Raw genomic sequence first — 21,548 nt, 5'->3', positions numbered from 1 at the left:
TCGCCTCCGGCACGTTACGCGGTCCCTTGTAGGAGCTGGCTTGCCCTGCGACCGGCGACGAAGTCGTCGTAAATCCTGTGTCTTTGGCGTGCCTGACACTCCGCCGAGTCTGCTAACGCAGCCCTGTTTCGCCTGGCGGCGAGTTACTTGGAAAAGCCCCAAGTAACCAAGGGCTTCTTTCCCCGCCATACGGTGCCTCGCTAATGCTCGGCATACCCTCACTCCGGCAATGCTCCGTGGGCACGCCGCGAATGGGCCATCCATGGCCCACGCGGCTCTCGCGGCATCCATGCCGCTCGGCCCACTGCGCATCGCCTGCGTTCGGCCTTCTGGGACGGGGCCCCAAGATCAAAAGCCAGATCAAAAGCCAGATCAAAAGCCGGCGTAACACAAATTCCCTGTGGGAGCGGGCTCGCCCGCGAAGGTGTCCTCAAGATCGCCGCCGACGGCAAGCCGGACTGCTACGGAACGGCGCGTGCCATTTGCCTTTGATTCTGGCCGCAGGCCGTGGGAGTGAGCTCTGCTCGCGATGGCGGTGGGTCAGACGGCACAGCATTGTCTGGACTGACGCCATCGCGAGCAGAGCGCCCTCCCACAAAAAAACTCTGCGCGTTCTCCTGCGGGAAATTCTTCAACCCCATAAAAAACGCCTCCACTCGGAGGCGTTTTCATGACGCAGGTACGTTCAACGCAGATCAAACCGGTCCAGGTCCATCACTTTGGCCCATACCGCCACAAAGTCCCTGACGAATTTCTCCTGCGCGTCAGCACTGCCATAGACCTCGGACACCGCACGCAATTGCGCATGGGAACCAAAGATCAGGTCGACGCGGGTGCCGGTCCATTTGACGTTGCCGGTCTTGCGGTCGACGCCTTCGAAGGTATCGTTGGCGGCCGAGGTGGCTTTCCATTCCACGCCCATGTCCAGCAGGTTGACGAAGAAGTCATTGGTCAGCGCGTCGGTCTTGTCCGTGAACACGCCGTGTTTGCTTTGCCCGGCATTGATGTTCAGCACCCGCAGGCCGCCGAGCAGCACGGTCATCTGTGGCGCGGTCAGGGTCAGCAGTTGCGCCTTGTCGACCAGCAACGCCTCAGCCGTCACCTTGTACTGCCCTTTCAGGTAGTTACGGAAGCCGTCGGCGATAGGCTCAAGGAAGCCGAACGATTCGACATCGGTCTGCTCCTGTGACGCATCGACACGTCCCGGACTGAACGGCACGGTCACGCTGTGTCCGGCATTTTTCGCTGCCTGTTCGATGCCGACGTTACCGGCCAGCACGATCAGGTCGGCCAGCGAGACTTTCTTGCCGCCGGATTGCCCGCCATTGAACGCGCTCTGGATGCCTTCCAGGGTTTTCAGCACCGTCGCCAGTTGTTGCGGCTGGTTGACCGGCCAGTCTTTCTGCGGTGCCAGACGCAGCCGGCCACCGTTGGCTCCGCCGCGCTTGTCCGAGCCACGGAAGGTCGACGCGGCGGCCCAGGCGGTGGCTACCAGTTGCGACACCGACAGGCCGGACGCGGCCACCTTGCCTTTCAGGTCGGCGACGTCCTGATCGTTGATCGGCTGATGATTCGCCTCCGGTAACGGATCCTGCCAGAGCAGTTCTTCCTGCGGCATTTCCGGCCCCAGATAACGGGCCAACGGGCCCATGTCGCGGTGGGTCAGCTTGAACCAGGCGCGGGCGAAAGCGTCGGCCAGTTGCTCGGGATTGTCCTTGAAGCGCCGCGAGATCGGCTCGTAGATCGGGTCGAAACGCAGCGCCAGGTCGGAGGTCAGCATCCGCGGTTCGCGACGTTTGTTCGCGTCGAAGGCATCCGGAATCTGCCCGGCACCCGCGCCGTTTTTCGGAATCCACTGATTCGCGCCGGCCGGGCTCTTGGTCAGTTCCCATTCGAAATTGAACAGGTTTTCCAGGTACTCGTTGCTCCAGCGGGTCGGGGTCGAGGTCCAGGTCACTTCCAGACCGCTGGTGATGGCATCGGCGCCCTTGCCGCTGCCGAAGGTGCTTTTCCAGCCCAGCCCCTGTTGCTCCAGACCGGCGGTTTCGGGTTCCGGGCCAACGTTGCTGGCAGGACCGGCGCCGTGGGTCTTGCCGAAAGCGTGGCCGCCGGCAATCAAGGCTACGGTTTCTTCGTCGTTCATCGCCATGCGGCCGAAGGTTTCACGGATGTCCTTGGCCGAAGCCGCCGGGTCGGGCACCCCTTCCGGACCTTCCGGATTGACGTAAATCAGCCCCATCTGCACCGCACCCAGCGGGTTTTCCAGATTGCGTCCGGGTGGTGTCGTGCGGCTTTCTTCCTCACCGTGTTTGGCCGGCTCGGCGACCAGCGTGCCGTCACCGGGCTGTTGCATGTCCTTGTGGGCGCCGTAACGGTCTTCGCCACCCAGCCAGGTGGTTTCTGAACCCCAGTACACGTCGTCGTCCGGCTCCCAGACGTCCGGGCGGCCACCGGAAAAGCCGAAGGTCTTGAAGCCCATGGATTCCAGCGCGACGTTGCCGGTGAGGACGATCAGGTCGGCCCAGGAAATGTTGCGGCCGTATTTCTGCTTGACCGGCCAGATCAGCCGCCGCGCCTTGTCCAGGCTGACGTTGTCCGGCCAGCTGTTGAGCGGCGCGAAACGCTGCTGACCGGCACCGGCGCCACCGCGTCCATCGCCGGTGCGGTAGGTCCCGGCGCTGTGCCAGGCCATGCGCACGAAAAACGGCCCGTAGTGACCGAAGTCGGCCGGCCACCAGTCCTGGGAATTGGTCATGACGGCGAGCAGGTCTTTTTTCACTGCCGCGAAATCCAGACTCTGGAACGCCTTGGCGTAGTCGAAATCCTCACCCATCGGGTCGGACAGCGACGAGTGCTGGTGCAGGATTTTCAGGTTCAGTTGATTGGGCCACCAGTCGCGGTTGGTCGTACCACCGCCGGCAGCGTGATTGAACGGGCATTTCGATGCATTTGACATGGATGCTCCACCGTGGTCGCGGGAGCGCATGACGCAGGGCCCTCCACCGCCGGGGCACGCACGCCTGGCTCGCTCTGTTCTCCTGATCAGGTCCTACTGGCCGGCCGGAACCGACGCTGAATCAAGCCTAGCCCGCTTCCTCAATACTTCTAATAGTCAGCGTATTGCGCGCCGATAGAGAGGCTCTGTCAGGGCGCGCGCACGATTGTCACATTGCTGCCGGAATCGCTCTGCTACGCTGCCCGGCCCGCAAGCCAGACGGACCGAGCCCCATGATCACCTTCCGCACCATGACCCTGGATGACTACGACGCGGTCATCGAGCTGATGCGCGACACCCCCGGTATTTCCCTGCGCGATGCCGACTCACGCGAGGCCACCGTGCGTTATCTGGAGCGTAATCCCGGCATGAGCTTCGTCGCCGAAGCCGACGGACGGTTGTGCGCCTGTGTGATGTGCGGCCACGACGGGCGGCGCGGTTACCTGCAGCATTTGCTGGTGCTGCCGGCGTATAGGCAACAGGGCGTGGCCCGCGAACTGGTGCAACGTTGCCTGGACAGCCTGGCGCAACTGGGCATCCGCAAATGCCATCTCGATGTGTTCAAGACCAACACCAGCGCTGCCGCCTATTGGCAGCATCAGGGCTGGCAGTTGCGCACGGACATCGACCGCTATTCGTTTACCCGGCCAGGTGACGAGAACGCCTGATACGCAGCGCCCATCGAACAAAAGGCAGACACATATCCTGTAGGAGTGGGCTTGCCCGCGAATGCGTTCATCCAGTCGATACGTCGCTGCCTGACCTGACGCCTTCGCGAGCAGAGCTCCCTCCCACAAAGCGATGCGATGTCGGGTGATAGTCGTCATGACGCCAACCCCGTAGTAGCCTGACTTGCCAGTCATCGCCAACGCAAAATCCGTGGGAGCGTGGCTTGCCCGCGAAAGCGTCAGCCCAGACAACCCCGCGCCGGCTGACCCATCGCCTTCGCGGGCTAGCCCGCTCCCACAGGTTCGATGCTGTGATTTCTGTAGCAGCGAGCCAGACACTGCGAGTGTTGCCTGCAAACATGGAATCTCTCGCAGAACATCCAGGCTGCCGGGCGCCATCGGCTCAAGCCGTCGCCGACAAATGCTCATAAAGAATGGTCGCGCCCACCAGCATCAGCACCACGCCGCCGACGATCTCGGCGCGCTTGCCGACTACCGTCCCCAGCACGCGGCCAAGCATCACGCCGATGGTCACCATGACCGTGGTGGCGATACCGATAGCCAGCGCCGCCACCAGGATATTGACGTTGACGAAGGCCAGCCCGACGCCGACGGCCAGCGCGTCGATGCTGGTGGCGACGGCAGTGACCGCGAGAATGAAAAAGGAATGCTGATCGGGGCGCTCTTCCTCCGGGTCCTCGTGCTTGATGCCGTTCCAGATCATGTGCAGACCCAGCACCAGCAGCAGGATGAAGGCGATCCAGTGGTCCCAGCTTTCGACAAACTGATTGGCGACCTGGCCGATGCTCCAGCCGATGATAGGCGTGATGGCCTCGATCACGCCAAAGATCAGGCCGGTGCGCAGCGCTTCGGTGATGCGTGGCTTGTGCAGGCTGGAGCCTTTGCCGATGGCCGCTGCAAAAGCGTCCGTGGACATGGCCAGCGCGAGGAAGATCAGGGAAATCAGGTTCACAGCGGGTATCCAGTCGGGCAGTGAGTCAACGACGCAACCACACGCCCGACGCCAGGCATGGATGCATCGTTGGTCTCGCCAACCGGAAGGTGTTCACGCCACGGCATGCTGCCGAGAATGTTGACGTGAACGCGCAGGACCAGCGTCCTGAGCAGGCTACTCCCCAACAAGGGTGGCCACTATAGCGATGGCCGTGTGAAAAAACCATTAACGTTCAGAGGCAGGATCAATTGGACAGCGGTGACATGTGCTGCACGACCGCTGATCGGCCACTCTCGAACCGTCCAATAAAAACATATTTTAATGCTTAAATTAATCTTGTTGGACATTCCCACTTCCGAGGGTGCTGTCATGAAAACAAGAATTGCGCTCTACCTGCTGCTTGCCCTGTTCACCCTGCCCCTTTTCAGCCCGGCCGCCACGGCCGCAGCAACGCCGGCGGATTCCGCGGCCCTGAGCACACGGCTGGCCATGCGCGATCTATGGGTCGAGCATGTGTTCTGGATCAGGAACTACGCTGTCGCCAACCAGGCCGGCAACCATTCCGCCGCCGACGTCGCGGCCCGCGAGGTGGTCAGCAATGCCACGGCCATCGCCAACAGCATTGCCCCGCTCTATGGTCAGCCGGCGGCCGATCAGTTACTCAAGTTGTTGGCCGGGCACTGGGGCGCCGTCAAGCATTACAGCGATGCCACGGTGGCGAAAAACGCTGCCGGCAAACAGGCTGCCGTCAACGAGCTGACCAGCAATGCCGGGCAACTGGCCGAGTTTCTGGCCAAGGCCAACCCCAACTTGCCGCAGGCGACACTGATGACCCTGCTCAGCGCCCACGGCGGCCATCACGTGGCGCAGATCGACCAGCTCGCCAGCGGCGATTACACGGCCGAGGCGCAGACCTGGCAGATGATGCGCAAACACATCCTGGCTCTGGCCGACGCGCTGACGGCGGCGCTGGTCAAACAGTTTCCGGACAAGTTCTGACAACCCTCGCGAGGTGACCACATGCTGGAAGGACTGGGCCGTACTCAGCAGGATCTGCTCAACGCGCTGCTGCATCAGCCGGCCGGAATGAGCATCGACGATCTGGCGCTGAGCCTGACGATCACCCGCACTGCCGTGCGCCAGCATCTGGCAGCGCTGGAGCGCGACGGCCTGGTCATGCGCGGCGCCACCCGGCCCACCGGGCGGCGCCCCGAACAGCTTCATCAACTGACCGAATACGCCCGGGAGCAGTTTCCCCGTCAGTACTCGCTGCTGGCGAATCTGCTGATCGGCGAAGTGGCCGAGGCTCTCGGGCCCGAAGCGCTGACCCTGCTGATGCGCAACCTTGGCCGGCGCATGGCTGGCGATCTTGAACGCAGCGTGGTGGACGAACAGCGCATCGTCGAACGGATGAACCAGTCCGGCTACGAAGCCGAAGTGATTTTCCGCGCCCCCGCCGAAGCGGAAATCGTCGCCCACAACTGCGTGTTCCATCATCTGGCCCAGGCTCACCCGGTGGTCTGCGAGCTGGATCTGGCCCTGATCGGCGCCCTGGGCGGCGGCGAAACCGAACACCTGGAATGCATGGTCCGTGGCGGGCTGGTCTGCCGCTTTGCGGTTCACCGCACCGCCGGTAGCGGGCAGGACTGATATTCGCGGTGTGCATGTCGTAAGCGAGGGAGACCATGCCGGTTTGACACATCTTCCGCTGGCGCCACACAGGCACTATCGTCATGGGCGATTGTGCGTCCACCGTCGCCCTCACCCCATCGCATGCCCGTCCGGAGCCCGCCGTTCATGACTCGCCAGGAGAAAAGCATCACCCCCGCCGTGGACAGCACCAACCCGCGGCTGGGCATCTTGTTGTGCCTGCTGTCGATGCTGGTGTTCGCCAGCCAGGACGGTCTGACCAAGGTGCTGGTTCGCGACCTGCCCATAACCCAGATGGTCACGGTGCGTTACTGGGTGTTTGCATTGTTCGCCCTGGGCTATGCCAGTTGGCAGGGCGGTATTCGTCAGGCGGCGCGCAGCAAGGCACCCCGCTTGCAGATCCTTCGCGCGGTGGTGGGTGTCGGCGAGATTGCCCTGTTCGGCTTTGGCCTGCGTTTTCTCGGCATGGCCGACATGCACGCGCTGTTCGCGGTGTTTCCGTTGATGGCCCTGGCGCTGGCCGGCTGGACGCTGGGGGAAACCATCGGCGTACGCCGCTGGATCGCCGCCGCCATCGGTTTCACCGGCACGCTGATCATCCTGCGCCCCGGCTTTGGCGTGTTTCAGTGGGCGGTGGTGATTCCGTTGCTGTCGGCCTTCGCCTTCGCCTGCTTCAACGTGATGACCCGGCGCATCAGTCAGGTCGATCCGTTCGCCACCAACATGCTTTACGTCGCGGTGTTCGGCGCCATTGCCGTGTCGTGTGTCGGCATCCCGGCCTGGGTCACGCCGACGCCGAAGCAATGGCTGATGCTGTGTGTGCTGTCGAGCACCGGCATCCTCGGCCAGGTGCTGCTGATCCAGGCCCTGAAATACGCCCCCGCCGCCACCTTGCAGCCGTTCAACTACACCCTGCTGGTGTTCGCTACGCTGGTCGGGCTGGTGGTGTTCGGCGAATTCCCCGACCACTGGACACTGGCCGGCGCGGCGCTGGTGATCGTTGGCGGTTTGTATGCGTTGAAAGCCAGATCGTGACCGGACTGCCACGGGGTCGGCGGCACGGCCATGTGCGCTTCTGGCCGAAGGCCGTGGGAGCGGGCTTGCCCGCGATTGGGATGTGTCTGATCTGGCGTTGTAGCTGTTAACGCAGCTTGGTTTCGCTTGGCGGCGAGTTACGCGAACGCCTGTAGGAGCTGGCTTGCCCCGCGAGCGGCGACGCAGTCGTCGTAAATCCTGTGTCTTTGGCCTGTCTGATACTCCGCCGAGTCTGCTAACGCAGCCCTGTTTCGCCTGACGGCGAGTTACGCGGATCTTTGTAGGAGCTGGCTTGTCCTGCGACCGGCGACGCAGTCGTCGTAAATCCTGTGTCTTTGGCCTGTCTGATACTCCGCCGAGCCTGCTAACGCAGCCTTGTTTCGCCTCCGGCGAGTTACGCGGACCTTTGTAGGAGCTGGCTTGTCCTGCGACCGGCGACGCAGTCGTCGTAAAACCTGTGCATGCGGTGTGTCTGGGCTGACGCTTTAGCTGCTAACGCAGCCCTGTTTCGCCTGACGGCGAGTTACTTGGAAAAGCCCCAAGTAACCAAGGGCTTCTCACCCCGCCATACGGCACCTCGCTAATGCTCGGTGTTCCCTCACTCCGGCGACGCTCCGTGAGCCCGCCGCGAATGGGCCATCCATGGCCCACGCGGCTCTCGCGACATCCTGTCGCTCGGCCCACTGCGCATCGCCTGCGTTCGGCCTTCTGGGACGGGGCCCCAGATCAAAATCCAAAGCAAGATCAAAAGCTGGCGTAACACAGATTACCTGTAGGAGCGGACTTGCCCGCGAAGGCAACAGATCTTCAGTGGCAGAAACAGAGCCTTCGCGGGCAAGCCCGCTCCCACAGATCCGGCGGCCAATCGAACTGCGCTTATTGGGCCGCCGGCAGGAACTTCAGCAGGGCTTCGGTCACTTGTGCCGGTTGTTCTTCGGCGACCCAGTGGCCGGAGCCTTCGATGTTCACTGCCTGTACGTTGTCGGCCACATGGCGCAGGTGTTCGCCGATGATCGGGCCGAAGCTGCCGGCGCCGCCGATGCCCAGCACGGGCATGGTCAGTTTGTATTTGGCGAATTCGAGGTTGGCCTTCACGTCTTCCGGGAATGCGCGGTAGTAGGCGAACCCGGCGCGCAAGGCACCCGGTACTGCGTAGGCACGGCCGTAGACTTCGTCGGCTTCGTTATCGAAGGCGCGAGAGTTGACCGATTCGGAGTTGTGGAACCACTTCAGGTATTCCAGTTCCTTGCCGGCGATCAGCATCTCCGGCACATCGGCCACCGCGTAGAAGTGGAAGTGCCAGGTGCGGCTGGTCTGGGTGATGGTGTTCCACGGCTCGATGCCCGGCAGCGGCACGTCGAGGATCGCCAGATGGCTGATCTCGTCCGGGTGCTGCGCCGCGTAGGCGTAAGCGACCATGCCGCCCATGTCATGGCCGATCAGGTTGATGCTCGGCCCCAGGTTCAGCGCCTTGACCAGTGCGCGGATGTCGTCGGCGATCTGGGTTTTCTCATAGCCAGTGTAAGGCTTGGCGGTGTCACCCAGCCCGCGCAGATCCGGCGCCAGCACGGTGTATCCCTTGGCCACCAGTTGCGGCATCACGAAGCGCCACATATAGGAAGTGGAACCCCAGCCGTGCAACAGCACCACGGTCTGCTTGCCGCCACGGGCCAGCAGGTAGTGGTAGCGCACGCCGTTGACCTCGGTCTTGCCATCCTGAATCAGCGCGCGCGCCTGGGTCAGTTCGCTGCTGGCAGCGTCGAGGGTGGTGGCCGCCTGCGCGGTGTTCTGCAACGTCAGGCCACCGAGGGCCAGCATTGCCGCCAGCAGGGTCGAAATCATGGAGTTGGGCATGGTCGATCTCGTTCAGGAGAGTGTTGCGACCATAGTGAGTGACAGGATCGACGAAGACGCACAACGGGATTGGGCCAGATGTTCGAAACCTTCGAACGAGGGCAATGCTCCGTCCCGAGGCCCTCCTCCTGACACGCCCCAATTCATCAGCGACTTGATCGCTTGGTGGCGTTTTTGTAGGCCAATCACATACATCTCCGTCGGACGATTCCTGATTTTCGAAAGCAGCAGAATTTTCATCGCTTTGTTTAATGACGCCTTCGTAACCGCACCCCTATCGTCCGCGCTCTCATTCGACGATCAAGGACGTTACGCTTATGGCATTCGATGCTTTCATCAAAATTGAAGGGATTCCCGGCGACTCGCTGGATGAACATCACAAGGGCTGGATTGAAGTCACCGCCTACAGTTTTGGCGCCAGTCAAAGTGTATCGTCCAGTGCCCGATCTTCAGGAGGTGCAACGGCTGGTGGCGCCAACCTGCCTGACTTCACTTTCAGCAAGCGCCTGGACAGCGCCAGCAGCAAGCTTTTTGAAGCCGGCTGCAAGGGCTCTCATCTGCGCGAAGTGACGCTGTCACTCAGCCGTGCCGGGGGTGAGAAACTTCGCTATTTCAAGATCCAGCTTGAAGAGGTCCTGATTTCCAGCTTTTCCCACAATGGTGACAGTGGCGAACCACTGGAAGTCATCAGCCTCAACTTCGGACGCATCAACACCACCTACACCCAGCAGTCCCGAACGACCGGCCAGGCAAGCGGCAATATCTGCGGCGGCTGGGACCGAATCGCCTGCAAGCCTTATGCGTAAGGGGCACTTGCATGTCGAAATCCTATGCGTTCATCAACGATACAATGATCAACTACTCAACGCTGCGCGATAACGTCGTCACGGATGACCGCACACGCGCAAAGTTCGACCAGCTCAATGCACACATCTTCAATCAGGTCGTCATGCCCGGCCAACTGGTGCTGGTCAGCGACCATCCTTCACCCCTGTATACGCCGGAAGAAACGGAACTGATGTCGCTGGCCCGGGATGTGTATCTGTCGATGATCGGCAATGGCTATACCAGCGGCAAGTTGATGACGCAGAACTATGACCTGCTGCAAAGCATCATGTCGTACGGGTCCATCGGTATCGGCAGCAGCACGGCTGCGTGGAGCAAGCACCTCAAGGAACTGGAAAGCACGCTCAAGGAGATAGAAACCCTGCTCAAGAGCTGGAGGTCGAAAGCCATTGGCAACGATCAGTTCTTTGCACAACGGCAACTGCTATTCGGCCGACTCGACAAACAGCTGCAGGGCGTCGGCCATTTTGCCTCTGGCCTCAAACGCCAGGGCAAGATCAAGAAGATGTTGGGCATCTCCAGCAAGAGTTACCTGCACACAGGAGAAATCGCCGGCTATGCGAAAACGGTGAAAAAGATCTCGAAAACCGCCAGCGTGCTGGGCAAAGGCACTTACGTCGGCATCGCACTGGACGTCGGCGTGGGGGCGCTGGAGATTCAGGAGGCGTGCTCGATAGGCCGGGAGGAGCAGTGTGCGAAGGCGAAGTATGTGAATAGTGTAAAAACTGGTATTGGGATTACTGGTTCTGCAGCAGGCGCTGTGATAGGAGAAGCGGTTTTTTTAGGTCTATGTATTGGGTTGTCAGTACCATCTGGTGGAGCAGCCGCTTTGGTATGTTCGATCGTCGGCGGAGCCGCCGGGGCTTACACAGGAGGCATATACGGCTCCGAATTTGGAGAATTAACAGGATTGAAAATCTACGAGAGCCAACTCCCATGAAACTGCAGGCTAGCGACTTCGCACTGCTATCCCTTAGTGGGTTATTTATGACAGGGTTTAGTCTATTTGCTTATGCAGCAGCCACCAAAACAAATGAGGCGCTGAAGAGCTTTAAAAACAGCAAACTAATAAAAGATATACAGAAACAAAAACAGCATCTCGGGCTCATGGGAAAAATTTTAACCTTCAATATGATCGGTATGTCTATACTTTTTTCCGGCCCTTTGGCTCGTCGCAAGCTGGTTGACCGGGCCGAAATAAGAGCTTTTCCCAAAAATCTAAAACTATGGATTTTCGTGCCAATGTGCATGTACATACCGTCTTTTTTCCTACTCATATGGTTGACGCGCTAGCTTCGCAACTTCAGAGCCAACCGCATTTATGTATGTGCACCGATGAAATCCGGCATCCTTTTCTACTCAGACAACCAGCAATGACTATAAACGTCAGCAAATCAGATTTGATCATACTGTGCTGCCTATACATGGCATCCTTCATCGCACTGCTTTATGCAATGCTCTTCAAGTTGCACGCGATGAAAGCCCATTTGCAAAAAAGCAAAACCGTCACAAATACCAATAACCGTCTCCATGGGATAGGGTTCTTGGGAAAGCAATTACGGCTGAGTATGGTATGCATGTGTCTGGCGTGTCCTGGATTGTGAATTCGACGAGGGGTTCTCGACATCGCAGAGTTCAGACGTTTCCCTAAGAAGCTAAAATACTGGGCGTTGGTTCCACCGTATTTGATGCTGTGCCTGTTGATTTGCATGTATCTGTGGCAATGAGTTTCGCGTAGAAACTTTAGTATTCTGCAGAAGGGAGTCAAAGGTGAAAGTATCGACAAGTGCTGGACTATCTCGTTCGATCACGATACTTGGCGGCTTTGTCGATACTGAGACACCGCTTTTTTTCTAAGCAAAGGCACTTACGTCGGCATCGCACTGGACGTCGGCGCGGGGGCGCTGGAGATTCAGGAGGCGTGCTCGATGGTGCGGGAGGAGCAGTGTACGAAGGCGAAGTATGTGGAGGGTGGTAAAGCGTCCGCAGGAATATCGCTTGCTTGGCTTGGTGGATCGATCGGAACGACTATTGGACCAGCGATTTGTGTTGGATTAGGGATTCCATCTGGAGGAACAGCAACATTGGCTTGTGCACTTGTAGGTGGAGCTATAGGGGGATGGACAGGAGGAAAATTAGGCAGCATTGCAGGTGATGGGGCTGGCACATATCTATATGAGACATTAGGAAGGTAAAACAATGGGGTTAAGCATCACTATACTGACGGGCTTATCTATCATTGATGCGTTGGTTCTGTTCTGGATTGCCCGCTTCAAGATTGACGACTATGAAGCGAAGTTCAGCAATAGCAAATTAATAGTTGATGCCAAGAAAAATTGGACAGGCGCAGGCTTGTTGGGGCGCCAGATGCGCTTATCAGCTGTGATGAGCGGGATTGTATTTAGCAGTCTTTGGGCCCGCGAAGGCCTGATAAACAGCGATGAAGTAAAAAGCCTACCGCTCCGTCTGAAGTATTGGATTTGGATACCCTTTGCCACAGGAACAGGTACGATGGCGACTTTAATTACTTTGCTGTTGATTACTGAAAAACTCTCTTTTTAACCAATATTGGCATCCAACCCTATGTTGAATAGTCGGCGTATGCGCCAAATGTTGACACCGTTGTGCTGGAGATTCAGGAGGCGTGCTCGATAGGCCGGGAGGAGCAGTATAAGAAGGCGAAGTAGGCGCAGGCTTCCCGCTCAAAGATTCGCCGTTCTGATTCAATCGACGCCGCCACTCAGCACACCGGCTGTTCCAGCTTGACCGCCGGCACCCGGTGCCGCCGCGCCGCCCAGGTCACGCCGCCCACCAGCAAGGCGATCGACGCTACCTCCATCAGGCCCGGCAGGCGCTGGGCGAAGATGAAGCCGTAGACGCAGGCGAACAGGGTTTCGAAGACGATCATCTGTCCGCCCATGGACGCCGGCAGGCGCCGCGAACAGGCGTTCCACAAGGCGTTGGCCAGCCACGAGCCGCACAGTGCGAGGAAGGTGCAGACCCAGAAGAAGATCATCCAGCGGCTGTGTTCGAGGTTGGCCGGCACCATGTCCGGGAACAGCGCCCAGACCACCAGACCAAAACCGATGGCGACGATGCCGGTGACGATGCCCATCAGGGTCGACCATTCGCTGCTGTTGAAATGGCTCTGCTTGAGGTAGCGGGCATTACGGGTGGCGAACCACGACCAACTGACCACGCCGCTGAAGCCGCAGGCGATGCCCAGCGCCAGGGAGAACGGCGAGGTCGCGGTGCTTGGCGCCACCGCGTGTTGCAGGCTGGTCGATGCGATGCCGAGGAATATCAGCAACAACGGCAACTTGAGCTTGCTCAGAGGCAGCGAGCCGCTGTCGCCACGCCCGAGAAAGGTGATCGCCACCGGCAGCATGCCGTTGATCAGCGCGCCGGTGGTGACGCCGCTGAGCTGAATGGAAGCGCCGAGCAAGGCGTAGTTGAGTACGTTGCCGGTCAGTGACAGACGCAGCAGCATCAGCAGGTCGGCGCGGGTCAGCCGCTTCAACAACCGCGAGGCGAAGGGCAAGGCAACCAGCAGGGAAAACGCGCCATACAGAGCAAAACGCACGCTGCTGATCAGCACCGCGTTGAACTCGGGCAGCAGCGACGGGCCGATGATCACACCACCCCAGATGGCCCCCGCCAACACTGCAAACACCATCGCACCTTTCATCACATCCACTCGGGTCGGTCATTTTGGCGAGAGTCTAGCGGTGACAAGCGCCGTTCACCTGCGATAAAAAGTCAGCGAGACATTCCTGTCGAGAATGTCTGAACCCGGGAGTGAACATCATCAATCGTTACCTGCGCGCCCTGCCCCCGCTGGAAACCCTGATCACCTTCGAAGCCGTGGCGCGCCATGGCAGCTTCACCCACGCGGCGTCAGAGCTGTTCCTCACGCAAAGTGCGGTGAGCAAGCAGATGCGCCAGCTGGAGGAAAGCGTTGGCGTGCCGCTGTTCGAACGCAAGGCCCGTGGCGTGACCCTGACCTCTGCCGGAGAGGAATTGCGGGTGACGGTCAATCTGACGCTCACGTCCCTGCACCAGAGCGTGACGCGGATCCGCAATGTGCATCAGGCCAATGCCGTGTCGGTGCTGGCGACCCATGCCTTCGCGCAGTTCTGGCTGTTCCCCAAGCTGATCGAGTTCAACAAGGCCCATCCCGAAATCGCCGTGCATGTCCACGCCATCAATGAAATCGACGAAGCCAGCCTCAACGATTTCGACCTCGGCATCCTGTATGGCGATGGCGAATGGACGTCGCTGAACAGTGATTTCCTGCTGCCCGAGGTGGTCTACCCCGCCGCCCATCCGTCGCTGGACGTGTCCGGCATCGAAACCCTGGAGCAACTGAGCAAGGCCAATCTGGTGCAGATCGACACCTCGGCCTGGCACTGCCTGGACTGGCACCAGTGGTTCCGCTATCTGGGGGTGGATTACGCCGCGCCGGACAACGCCCCGGTGTTCAACCAGCTGACCCTGGCCTTCCGCGCCGTGCAGCAAGGCATGGGCATCGGCCTGGCCTGGACCTTCATGGGTGACGAAGCGGTGGCCCGTGGCGAATTGCAGCGTGTCACTCGCTTTGAGTGCGTGACCGGGTTTGGCGAGTATCTGGTTTCGGTGAAGCACCGCCCGCTGTCACCCTGTGCCGAGGTGTTTCGCCAGTGGCTGTTGGCGGCAGGCCTGTAGGCACGGCCCGGATGTAGATTGTGGGAGCGAATTCATTCGCGATTGGCCATTCCAGCCGACGAAGGTTCGTCGTCTGCACCGCCGTATCGCGAATGAATTCGCTCCCACACCGCCGATTTACCGGCTACCCGAGCGCCGCCTCAATCCAGATCCGCCGCCGAATGCCGCTCCGGCACTTGATTGCCTTCCTCGCCCCAGGTGCGGTTGACCCGCAGGCCGCGGATCACGGCCGGACGTTGGGCAATGGTCTCGGCCCAGCGCTGCACATGGGTGTAGGACTGGGCATCGAGGAACTCGGCCGAACCGTAGACGGTGTTGCGCACCACCTGGCCGTACCAGGACCACACGGCGATGTCGGCGATGGTGTATTCGTCGCCGGCCAGGTAAGGGGTTTCAGCCAGGCGACGGTCGAGCACGTCCAGTTGGCGCTTGGCTTCCATGGTGAAACGGTTGATCGCGTACTCGATCTTTTCCGGCGCATACACGTAGAAATGCCCAAAGCCGCCGCCCAGATACGGTGCCGCGCCCATCTGCCAGAACAGCCAGTTCAGGGCCTCGGTGCGCTGCGCCGGATTCTTCGGCAGGAACTCACCGAATTTTTCCGCCAGATACAGCAGGATCGAACCGGACTCGAACACCCGTACCGGTGGCTCGACGCTGCGGTCCAGCAAGGCCGGGATTTTCGAGTTGGGGTTGATCTCGACGAAACCGCTGGAGAATTGCTCGCCTTCACCGATGCGGATCAGCCAAGCGTCGTACTCGGCGCCGCTGTGGCCGAGAGCCAGCAGCTCTTCGAGGAGGATGGTGACTTTCACGCCATTGGGCGTGGCCAGCGAATACAGCTGCAGCGGCTGCTTGCCGACCGGCAGGACTTTTTCATGAGTGGGGCCCGCCACCGGGCGGTTGATGCTGGCGAACTGACCGCCGGACGGTGCTTCGTGGGTCCAGACCTTCGGTGGAACGTATTCGGTTTTGCTCATGGGACAGACATCTCCGGGTGGTGCGCCGACACGGCAGCGCAAGGAAAACGTTTCAGCGCCGATTCTGCCTGTGTTGTTCGGCGGCTGCTAATAACTGGAAGGCATTCCCTAATAGCTCCATTCATCCGGCCGCGCCAGAGGTGGCTCAGCGGGTCACTATAAATGCCGGGGTTGCCACTCGACCGCCTACAGGCCAGGCATATGATCGAGCCTTGTCATGACCTGCGGAGGTGCCCTATGGGATTCACGATTTGCTACAGCTTTCAAGGAAGCGAGCGAGTGATCGAGTGCCACGAAAACAGCCTGTGTGGACATGACGCCATCTATTACGCCCTGCTGCATTGCGGCGCCGACCTTCGCACCGAGGCGGGCCAGTGGCAGGCCAGCTATCCGTCGATGGTCGCGGCGGCGGAACGCTCCGGTGTCAGCGATGTGCGCTGGCATCGTTCGGCGCAAAGCGCATCGGCCTGACCGGAGCCTGGGCCAACCCATGGCTCGACCTGTAGGAGCGAACTCATTCGCTCCCACACCGTTCAAGGCCACCTCGCATCACACCCGAGTCTGCGACACCAGTTCGACCTGCGCGCCCCACGGCGTGAGGAAGTAGAACCAGCGCACACCGTCCGGGTTGGTGATCGGCTCGTTGAGCACTTTCAGGCCGCGAGCCTTGATCGCCGCCAGGCTCTGATCGATGTCGGCTGTCATCAGCGCCACATGGCTCGCACCGGCATCATCGCCATGGGGGAACTGCGGGTCGACGTCGGCACCTTCATAGTGAAACAGCTCGATCTTCGCGCCACCGGCCAGTTGCAGCATGACGAAGCGCTGCAGCTCGCTGGAGGCGTGCCAGCGGAATTGCTGTTTCCATTGCGCCGGGATGGCGCCGGGGCGGGTGTCGGAAATGACTTTTGCGCCCGTCAGTTCGGTGAAGAAGCGGATGGCCGCGTCGATGTCCGGCACGTTCATGCCGACATGATCAATGCCCAAGGTATGTAACGGCGCGTTCTGCAACGGCGCGGAGGCCGGGTTCGAAGCTCTTTGCGCGGGCAATGTGGCGGCGTGCGCGGCCACACCCAGAGTCACGGCCAGTGCCATGACGGCGAATTTCAATGCATGCATGGGAATGTCCTTCAGCGATACGGAAAGGGAGCGGCGTTGCGCCGCCCCCGGGCTGGATTCAGATCTGCGCCAGACCACCGTCGACAAACAGTTCGGCGCCGTTGACGAAGCTGGCATCGTCGGACGCCAGGAACACCGCTGCCTTCGCCACTTCTTCCGGCTCGCCGACACGGCCCATCGGCACCTGTGCAGCCATGTAATCGAGCAGCCCTTGCTGTTGCGCCGCATCAGGACCGGCCAGTTCCACCAGGCCTGGAGTACGGATCGGACCAGGGCTGAGGATGTTGACCCGCACGTCGCGTTCCTTGAGGTCGAGAATCCAGCTGCGAGCCAGGGCACGCACGGCCGCTTTCGACGCCGAGTACACGCTGAACGCTGCGGTGCCCGAGCTGCCGGCGGTGGAGCCGGTGATGATCACCGAAGCCTTCTTCGCCAGCAGTGGCAAGGCCTTCTGCACGGTGAACAGCACGCCTTTGACGTTACGGTCGAAGGTGTCGTAGTAGTGTTCTTCGGTGATCGCGCCCAGCGGCAGCATCGAACCGCCACCGGCGTTGGCAAACAGCACGTCGATATGGCCGTGGGCCTGCTGGATGCGAGCGAACAGCGCGTCAAGCTGATCGAGCTTGCTGGAGTCGACCTGCACGCCGGTGGCGTTGCCCAGTTTGGCGACGGCGGCGTCGAGTTCGGCCTGACGGCGACCGGTGATGTAGACGTGAGCACCTTCAGCGACGAAACGTTGCGCGGTGGCCAGGCCGATGCCGGTGGTGCCGCCGGTGACGACTGCGATTTTGCCTTCGAGTTTGCGAGTCATGATGTTTCTCCAGGTAGGTAAGCGTTTGCTGGCAGCCGGTAGTGGCTGCGATGTGGGAGAAGCATATCGACGGCGGACGATTGTCAAAATAGAATTGTCCGCAATCCATCGTTGCAGAAATGAAATGAGCAAACTTCCCGATTTCGAAGGTCTGGCCATGTTCGCCAAAGTGGCTGAAGAAGGTTCGTTCGCCGCCGCCGCGCGGATCATGGGCGTTTCGGTACCCACGGTGTCGCGGGCTGTGGCACGGCTGGAGGAGCGTCTCGGTGGCCGGCTGTTCAACCGCACCTCACGGCAACTGGCGCTGACCGAGTTCGGCACCAGCATGGCCGCCAGGGCCGGCGAGATTTATCGTCAGGCTGAAGAAGTGGAAAGCGAAGCCCAGGAGCTGTCGGTACAGCCCCGTGGGCAGGTGCGTCTGGCGGTGCCGATGTCGTTCGGCCTGCGCTGGATCACCCCGCTGCTGCCGGCCCTGATCCGCAAATACCCGGAACTGTCGGTGGACCTGCACCTGTCCGACGCCTCCGTGGACCTGATCGCCGAGGGCTTCGACGCCGCTCTGCGGATTGCCGCGCTGCCGGACTCGTCGCTGGTGGCGCGGCGCATCTGCGCGGTGACGCAGTATCTGGTCGCCTCGCCTGCCTATCTTGAGCAGCATGGTCGACCCAAACATCCCCGCGAACTCGCCAGCCGCACCTGCCTCAGTTATGCCTACCGTGCCCGCAGCCAGGTGTGGCGCTTCACCCACGCCGACGGCACCGAAGAAGACGTGGTGCCTACCGGCCCGTTGCGGGTCACCAACTCCGATGCGATGTTGCCGGTGCTGCTGGAAGGCCTGGCCATCGCCGAGCTGCCGGAATTCATCGCCAGTGAATACCTCAGGGATGGCCGCCTGGAAGTGCTGCTGCCGGACTGGAGCATGACCCGTGGCGGCCTGTATTTCGTCACGCCCTCGGCACGCACACGGCCGGTGAAGATCAAGGCGCTGTCGGATTTCTTCGCCGAGCACCTGAGCGATCCGGCGTGGCGCTGGTCGCGCTGATTCGAGCCACGTCATTACAAATATGAAACGGTGACTTTCTACAGTTGCCGTTTTCGCATTGTCGGCAGTCCTTTACCTTGAATGGGTCAGCACACCGCTGCTTCCTCTCAAGGGCATCCACCCAAGGACACCGACCATGAACACCCCCGTACAACTGTTGCAAAGCTATCTGGAGTCGATTCAGAACCCGCAAGCCGCTGCCGCGCTGTTCGCCGCCGATGGCGTACTGGAACTGCCCTACCTGCAGACTCTGGGTATTCCCCACCGCGCCGAAGGCCCGGCGCAGATCGAACAGTTCATCCGTGGCCTGCTGGCCAAAGTGCCGGACTTCAAGTTCCGCTGCGTGCGCTTCTACATCGATACACCGGATCAGGCTTTCGCCGAATACGACGTGGAAGCGCTGGTGCCCGCCACCGGCCGCGTCTACAAGCAGTCCTACGCCGGCCGCCTGGTCGCCCGCGACGGCAAGATCCAGCTGCTGCGCGAATCGCTGGACACCGTGGCCGCGCAGCGGGCGTTTGCGCCGGTGGAAGCGGACTGACACCACCGTACAGAACACCTGTGGGAGGGAGCTCTGCTCGCGATAACGTTCTTCCAGCCGATTCATGGTTGGCTGACACACCGCCATCGCGAGCAGCGCTCCCTCCCACAGGACCGAGATCGTCTGCGCCCGGTTTCTGTACACCACGATCATCAACCTGTCTTTTCCGGTCATTGAGGCCCTGCTGTTGGCGGACTAACGTCAAGCGTTCCGACAACAAGAAAAAGGACCGCCCATGACCACTCCCACCCTCCATCCCGAAGCCGCCGCCTCGTTGCAACGCTGGCACGCCATGGTTGCCGCCGCGGATCTTTCGACGCTGCCCGGGTTGCTCGCGCCCAACGTGGTGTTTCGCTCGCCCATGGCCCACAGCCCGTACCCGGGCGCGCCGGTGGTGGCGACGATTCTCGGCACCGTGCTGCAGGTGTTCGAGGACTTTCGCTATCACCGGGAACTGGCGACGGACGACGGCCTCAACGTGGTTCTGGAGTTCAGCGCCAGGGTTGGCGACAAGGCACTCAAGGGCATCGACATGATCCGCTTCGACGAGCACGGCAAGATCGTCGAGTTCGAAGTGATGGTCCGTCCGTTGAGCGGCTTGCAGGCGCTGGGCGAGGAAATGGGCCGCCGTCTGGCGCCCTATCTGGCAGCGCACAAAGGCGCGAAATAAGCGGTTTGGCGCCGGGCGGGTTGCCTCAGTCGGCCGGCAGCGCCTCGCCGCGGGACACGGTGCGATCCACCAGACGAATGCTGTCCCGGCCGCCGCGCTTGGACTGATACAGGGCAACGTCGCCCTGCTCGATCAGCGCCGTCAAACTGTTGGGCGGCTGATCGAACAGCGTGGCGCCGATGCTCAGGGTGACCGCCTCCGGGGTGCTGAAAGTGGCTGCCGTGGCCCGGTGAAACTGCTCGCGCAGGCCATTGCCCAATTCGACGACCCCCTCCCCCGACGCCTGCCGCAGCAGGATGACGAATTCGTCGCCGCCCAGCCTTGCGGCCAGTGCGCCTTCCGGCAGCGCGGCACGGATCATCTCGCTCAATGCCACCAGCAGACGGTCGCCTGCGGTGTGGCCGAACAGGTCGTTGACCAGTTTGAAGTTGTCGATGTCGATCAGCAGCAAGGCCGCCGGCCGTGACGGCGACACGCCTTCGAGCAGGCGCGGCGCACGCATTTCCAGGGCGCGGCGGTTATACAGCGCGGTCAGCGGATCGCGCGCTGCCAGCCGTTCGATGCGTTTTTCCCGACGATGACGCTCGGTGCCGGTCATGGACAGGGCGATCAACATGATCGCCATGGTGCCCTCGACCAGCGAAATCTGAATGATTTCACCGCGAAACGCTGCCAGATCGATCAACGTGCCCGGCAGCACCGCCGTGACGGCCTTGGCGAAGTAGAACAAGCCGTGGGTAAGCAACACGTAACGCAGCTGGACGGCGCCGACGCTCAAGGATTTGCCATGGGGGCGCAGCAGGAAACTGGCGCGCAGCATCAGCACGGACACCAGCAGTGAGTTGACCATCAACATGATCTTCGACCACGACGGGTCTTCCGGCAGCAACAGCAGGCCCAGCCAGCCGACGAACATCAGGTACCAGGCCCGCGACAGTCGGGATTCGGTAAAGCGCGCAACGCCCAGCAGAAACAGCCAGTGCGCGACCACCAGCAGACCGTTGGCGAACCAGATACCGATCAGCAGCAAGCCACTGCTGCGCAGCAGTGCCAGGGTCGAACCGACGGTGATCGTGGCGAAACCGGCACTCCAGAACAGCAACGACGACTCGCGCACACTGCGCCACTCGATCGCCAGATACAGCGCGGCCGCGGCTGCCAGGGCTATCGAGAGGGTCAACATGGTAGGAGGATCGAGCGCCATAAACGGACTGGCCTGTCAGGTTTGCGATAAAGGGCGCGATTGTAGCGTTTACGCTGGGTTTGCACAGCGCCGCGCTGTCGCAGCAACCGCCTTGCACGGATGTGCCGCCACAAGGGGTCGTCCAGCTTATCGGCAGACGTCGGCGAAGGTTGATGCCAGCCCATCGGAGCGCCGTCTGCGCACAGTCTGACAGCGTCGGGTATGTACATTACGACGGCTTGATTTCAGAGGAGATACACCACGTCATGCAGACATTCGACTGACACCCCGCAACCTGTGGCAGAGAGCCCTGCTCGCGATAGCGGTGGGTCATCCAGCACCAACGTGACTGGCCCAACGCATTCGCGGGCAAGCGCGCTCCTACAGATTCCGGGCGTGACACAAAACCTGTAGGAGCCGGGCTTGTCCCGCGACCTGGCGCGAAGCGGCAGTAAACCCAGACGGCCATGTATATCTGACACACCGCGTTCACCG

The 21,548-nt window shown here is 61.0% G+C and carries 21 protein-coding genes and 1 riboswitch; of the genes, 13 read left to right on the top strand and 8 right to left on the bottom strand.

The genetic code is table 11. From position 1 onward, the window contains the following. Window positions 1–685: 685 nt before the first annotated feature. Window positions 686–2,956: a catalase/peroxidase HPI gene (gene katG / locus ACIPL0_RS27445; RefSeq protein ID WP_400731629.1), complete on the bottom strand. Its 2,271-nt coding sequence runs from the start codon at window positions 2,954–2,956 to the stop codon at window positions 686–688. Window positions 2,957–3,228: 272 nt separating this feature from the next. Between katG and ACIPL0_RS27440 the strand changes: the two genes are divergently transcribed. Further along, complete coding sequence (locus tag ACIPL0_RS27440; protein ID WP_400601210.1) at window positions 3,229–3,663, top strand: GNAT family N-acetyltransferase; 435 nt, start codon at window positions 3,229–3,231, stop codon at window positions 3,661–3,663. A 403-nt stretch (window positions 3,664–4,066) separates the two neighbouring features. Here ACIPL0_RS27440 and mntP read toward each other — a convergent pair whose 3' ends face one another. After that, window positions 4,067–4,636 (bottom strand): manganese efflux pump MntP, encoded by a 570-nt coding sequence (gene mntP / locus ACIPL0_RS27435; protein WP_400601208.1) that lies wholly within the window; start codon window positions 4,634–4,636, stop codon window positions 4,067–4,069. A gap of 8 nt (window positions 4,637–4,644) precedes the next feature. Then, window positions 4,645–4,808: riboswitch (yybP-ykoY riboswitch) on the bottom strand. Between the two features lie 179 nt (window positions 4,809–4,987). Here mntP and ACIPL0_RS27430 point away from each other — a divergent pair. The 3 genes from ACIPL0_RS27430 to ACIPL0_RS27420 all read left to right on the top strand — a co-directional run bounded on the left by ACIPL0_RS27430 (window position 4,988) and on the right by ACIPL0_RS27420 (window position 7,303). After that, window positions 4,988–5,617: a hypothetical protein gene (locus tag ACIPL0_RS27430; protein WP_400601206.1), complete on the top strand. Its 630-nt coding sequence runs from the start codon at window positions 4,988–4,990 to the stop codon at window positions 5,615–5,617. 21 nt (window positions 5,618–5,638) lie between these two features. Next, entirely contained in the window at window positions 5,639–6,268 is a 630-nt protein-coding gene (locus ACIPL0_RS27425) for a helix-turn-helix transcriptional regulator (protein ID WP_400601204.1), read from the top strand. A 147-nt stretch (window positions 6,269–6,415) separates the two neighbouring features. Then, on the top strand, window positions 6,416–7,303 hold the full coding sequence (locus ACIPL0_RS27420) for a DMT family transporter (protein WP_400601202.1): 888 nt from the start codon (window positions 6,416–6,418) through the stop codon (window positions 7,301–7,303). 876 nt (window positions 7,304–8,179) lie between these two features. Here ACIPL0_RS27420 and ACIPL0_RS27415 read toward each other — a convergent pair. Then, complete coding sequence (locus ACIPL0_RS27415) at window positions 8,180–9,157, bottom strand: alpha/beta fold hydrolase (RefSeq protein WP_400601200.1); 978 nt, start codon at window positions 9,155–9,157, stop codon at window positions 8,180–8,182. 317 nt (window positions 9,158–9,474) lie between these two features. Between ACIPL0_RS27415 and ACIPL0_RS27410 the strand changes: the two genes are divergently transcribed. The 4 genes from ACIPL0_RS27410 to ACIPL0_RS27395 all read left to right on the top strand — a co-directional run bounded on the left by ACIPL0_RS27410 (window position 9,475) and on the right by ACIPL0_RS27395 (window position 12,565). Then, a complete protein-coding gene (locus tag ACIPL0_RS27410; RefSeq protein ID WP_400601198.1) occupies window positions 9,475–9,963 on the top strand; it encodes an Hcp family type VI secretion system effector in 489 nt (162 codons plus the stop codon). Between the two features lie 11 nt (window positions 9,964–9,974). Then, entirely contained in the window at window positions 9,975–10,943 is a 969-nt protein-coding gene (locus ACIPL0_RS27405; RefSeq protein ID WP_400601196.1) for a hypothetical protein, read from the top strand. Then, on the top strand, window positions 10,940–11,296 hold the full coding sequence (locus tag ACIPL0_RS27400) for a hypothetical protein (RefSeq protein ID WP_400601194.1): 357 nt from the start codon (window positions 10,940–10,942) through the stop codon (window positions 11,294–11,296). The genes ACIPL0_RS27405 and ACIPL0_RS27400 overlap by 4 nt, the downstream gene beginning before the upstream one ends. 906 nt (window positions 11,297–12,202) lie before the next feature. Next, complete coding sequence (locus tag ACIPL0_RS27395; RefSeq protein ID WP_400601192.1) at window positions 12,203–12,565, top strand: hypothetical protein; 363 nt, start codon at window positions 12,203–12,205, stop codon at window positions 12,563–12,565. A 178-nt stretch (window positions 12,566–12,743) separates the two neighbouring features. On the opposite strand, the gene ACIPL0_RS27390 is transcribed toward ACIPL0_RS27395, so the two are convergent. After that, window positions 12,744–13,691: a DMT family transporter gene (locus tag ACIPL0_RS27390; RefSeq protein ID WP_400601191.1), complete on the bottom strand. Its 948-nt coding sequence runs from the start codon at window positions 13,689–13,691 to the stop codon at window positions 12,744–12,746. Window positions 13,692–13,810: 119 nt separating this feature from the next. Between ACIPL0_RS27390 and ACIPL0_RS27385 the strand changes: the two genes are divergently transcribed. Next, a complete protein-coding gene (locus ACIPL0_RS27385; protein ID WP_400601219.1) occupies window positions 13,811–14,707 on the top strand; it encodes a LysR substrate-binding domain-containing protein in 897 nt (298 codons plus the stop codon). A 140-nt stretch (window positions 14,708–14,847) separates the two neighbouring features. Here ACIPL0_RS27385 and yghU read toward each other — a convergent pair whose 3' ends face one another. Then, window positions 14,848–15,687: a glutathione-dependent disulfide-bond oxidoreductase gene (gene yghU, locus ACIPL0_RS27380; protein ID WP_400601189.1), complete on the bottom strand. Its 840-nt coding sequence runs from the start codon at window positions 15,685–15,687 to the stop codon at window positions 14,848–14,850. Window positions 15,688–15,924: 237 nt separating this feature from the next. Here yghU and ACIPL0_RS27375 point away from each other — a divergent pair, with 237 nt between their 5' ends. Then, a complete protein-coding gene (locus tag ACIPL0_RS27375) occupies window positions 15,925–16,158 on the top strand; it encodes a hypothetical protein (protein WP_400601187.1) in 234 nt (77 codons plus the stop codon). A 78-nt stretch (window positions 16,159–16,236) separates the two neighbouring features. On the opposite strand, the gene ACIPL0_RS27370 is transcribed toward ACIPL0_RS27375, so the two are convergent. Continuing rightward, on the bottom strand, window positions 16,237–16,806 hold the full coding sequence (locus ACIPL0_RS27370) for a VOC family protein (RefSeq protein ID WP_400601185.1): 570 nt from the start codon (window positions 16,804–16,806) through the stop codon (window positions 16,237–16,239). Between the two features lie 58 nt (window positions 16,807–16,864). Next, window positions 16,865–17,617: an SDR family NAD(P)-dependent oxidoreductase gene (locus tag ACIPL0_RS27365; RefSeq protein ID WP_400601183.1), complete on the bottom strand. Its 753-nt coding sequence runs from the start codon at window positions 17,615–17,617 to the stop codon at window positions 16,865–16,867. Between the two features lie 124 nt (window positions 17,618–17,741). Here ACIPL0_RS27365 and ACIPL0_RS27360 point away from each other — a divergent pair, with 124 nt between their 5' ends. The 3 genes from ACIPL0_RS27360 (at window position 17,742) to ACIPL0_RS27350 (ending at window position 19,870) form a co-directional block, all read left to right on the top strand. Continuing rightward, the gene (locus tag ACIPL0_RS27360; RefSeq protein WP_400601181.1) at window positions 17,742–18,659 is read left to right on the top strand and encodes a LysR family transcriptional regulator; all 918 of its coding nucleotides are present in this window, start codon (window positions 17,742–17,744) and stop codon (window positions 18,657–18,659) included. 136 nt (window positions 18,660–18,795) lie between these two features. Beyond that, window positions 18,796–19,200, top strand: a complete 405-nt coding sequence (locus ACIPL0_RS27355; RefSeq protein ID WP_400601179.1) for a nuclear transport factor 2 family protein — start codon at window positions 18,796–18,798, stop codon at window positions 19,198–19,200. Between the two features lie 235 nt (window positions 19,201–19,435). Continuing rightward, complete coding sequence (locus tag ACIPL0_RS27350; RefSeq protein WP_400601177.1) at window positions 19,436–19,870, top strand: nuclear transport factor 2 family protein; 435 nt, start codon at window positions 19,436–19,438, stop codon at window positions 19,868–19,870. 25 nt (window positions 19,871–19,895) lie between these two features. On the opposite strand, the gene ACIPL0_RS27345 is transcribed toward ACIPL0_RS27350, so the two are convergent. Continuing rightward, entirely contained in the window at window positions 19,896–21,074 is a 1,179-nt protein-coding gene (locus tag ACIPL0_RS27345) for a GGDEF domain-containing protein (RefSeq protein WP_400601176.1), read from the bottom strand. Between the last annotated feature and the right edge of the window lie 474 nt (window positions 21,075–21,548).

The sequence above is a fragment of the Pseudomonas sp. NPDC090208 genome, assembly GCF_044746785.1.
Taxonomy (GTDB): domain Bacteria; phylum Pseudomonadota; class Gammaproteobacteria; order Pseudomonadales; family Pseudomonadaceae; genus Aquipseudomonas.
This window is presented reverse-complemented; position numbering and strand designations above follow the sequence as displayed.

What these genes read in the sequence shown, in the direction of transcription:
- katG (WP_400731629.1), bottom strand. Translation starts at nt 2,956, where the DNA reads ATGTCAAATGCATCGAAATGCCCGTTCAATCACGCTGCCGGCGGTGGT.
- ACIPL0_RS27440 (WP_400601210.1), top strand. Translation starts at nt 3,229, where the DNA reads ATGATCACCTTCCGCACCATGACCCTGGATGACTACGACGCGGTCATC.
- ACIPL0_RS27430 (WP_400601206.1), top strand. Translation starts at nt 4,988, where the DNA reads ATGAAAACAAGAATTGCGCTCTACCTGCTGCTTGCCCTGTTCACCCTG.
- ACIPL0_RS27425 (WP_400601204.1), top strand. Translation starts at nt 5,639, where the DNA reads ATGCTGGAAGGACTGGGCCGTACTCAGCAGGATCTGCTCAACGCGCTG.
- ACIPL0_RS27420 (WP_400601202.1), top strand. Translation starts at nt 6,416, where the DNA reads ATGACTCGCCAGGAGAAAAGCATCACCCCCGCCGTGGACAGCACCAAC.
- ACIPL0_RS27415 (WP_400601200.1), bottom strand. Translation starts at nt 9,157, where the DNA reads ATGCCCAACTCCATGATTTCGACCCTGCTGGCGGCAATGCTGGCCCTC.
- ACIPL0_RS27410 (WP_400601198.1), top strand. Translation starts at nt 9,475, where the DNA reads ATGGCATTCGATGCTTTCATCAAAATTGAAGGGATTCCCGGCGACTCG.
- ACIPL0_RS27405 (WP_400601196.1), top strand. Translation starts at nt 9,975, where the DNA reads ATGTCGAAATCCTATGCGTTCATCAACGATACAATGATCAACTACTCA.
- ACIPL0_RS27400 (WP_400601194.1), top strand. Translation starts at nt 10,940, where the DNA reads ATGAAACTGCAGGCTAGCGACTTCGCACTGCTATCCCTTAGTGGGTTA.
- ACIPL0_RS27395 (WP_400601192.1), top strand. Translation starts at nt 12,203, where the DNA reads ATGGGGTTAAGCATCACTATACTGACGGGCTTATCTATCATTGATGCG.
- ACIPL0_RS27390 (WP_400601191.1), bottom strand. Translation starts at nt 13,691, where the DNA reads ATGAAAGGTGCGATGGTGTTTGCAGTGTTGGCGGGGGCCATCTGGGGT.
- yghU (WP_400601189.1), bottom strand. Translation starts at nt 15,687, where the DNA reads ATGAGCAAAACCGAATACGTTCCACCGAAGGTCTGGACCCACGAAGCA.
- ACIPL0_RS27375 (WP_400601187.1), top strand. Translation starts at nt 15,925, where the DNA reads ATGGGATTCACGATTTGCTACAGCTTTCAAGGAAGCGAGCGAGTGATC.
- ACIPL0_RS27370 (WP_400601185.1), bottom strand. Translation starts at nt 16,806, where the DNA reads ATGCATGCATTGAAATTCGCCGTCATGGCACTGGCCGTGACTCTGGGT.
- ACIPL0_RS27365 (WP_400601183.1), bottom strand. Translation starts at nt 17,617, where the DNA reads ATGACTCGCAAACTCGAAGGCAAAATCGCAGTCGTCACCGGCGGCACC.
- ACIPL0_RS27360 (WP_400601181.1), top strand. Translation starts at nt 17,742, where the DNA reads ATGAGCAAACTTCCCGATTTCGAAGGTCTGGCCATGTTCGCCAAAGTG.
- ACIPL0_RS27355 (WP_400601179.1), top strand. Translation starts at nt 18,796, where the DNA reads ATGAACACCCCCGTACAACTGTTGCAAAGCTATCTGGAGTCGATTCAG.
- ACIPL0_RS27350 (WP_400601177.1), top strand. Translation starts at nt 19,436, where the DNA reads ATGACCACTCCCACCCTCCATCCCGAAGCCGCCGCCTCGTTGCAACGC.
- ACIPL0_RS27345 (WP_400601176.1), bottom strand. Translation starts at nt 21,074, where the DNA reads ATGGCGCTCGATCCTCCTACCATGTTGACCCTCTCGATAGCCCTGGCA.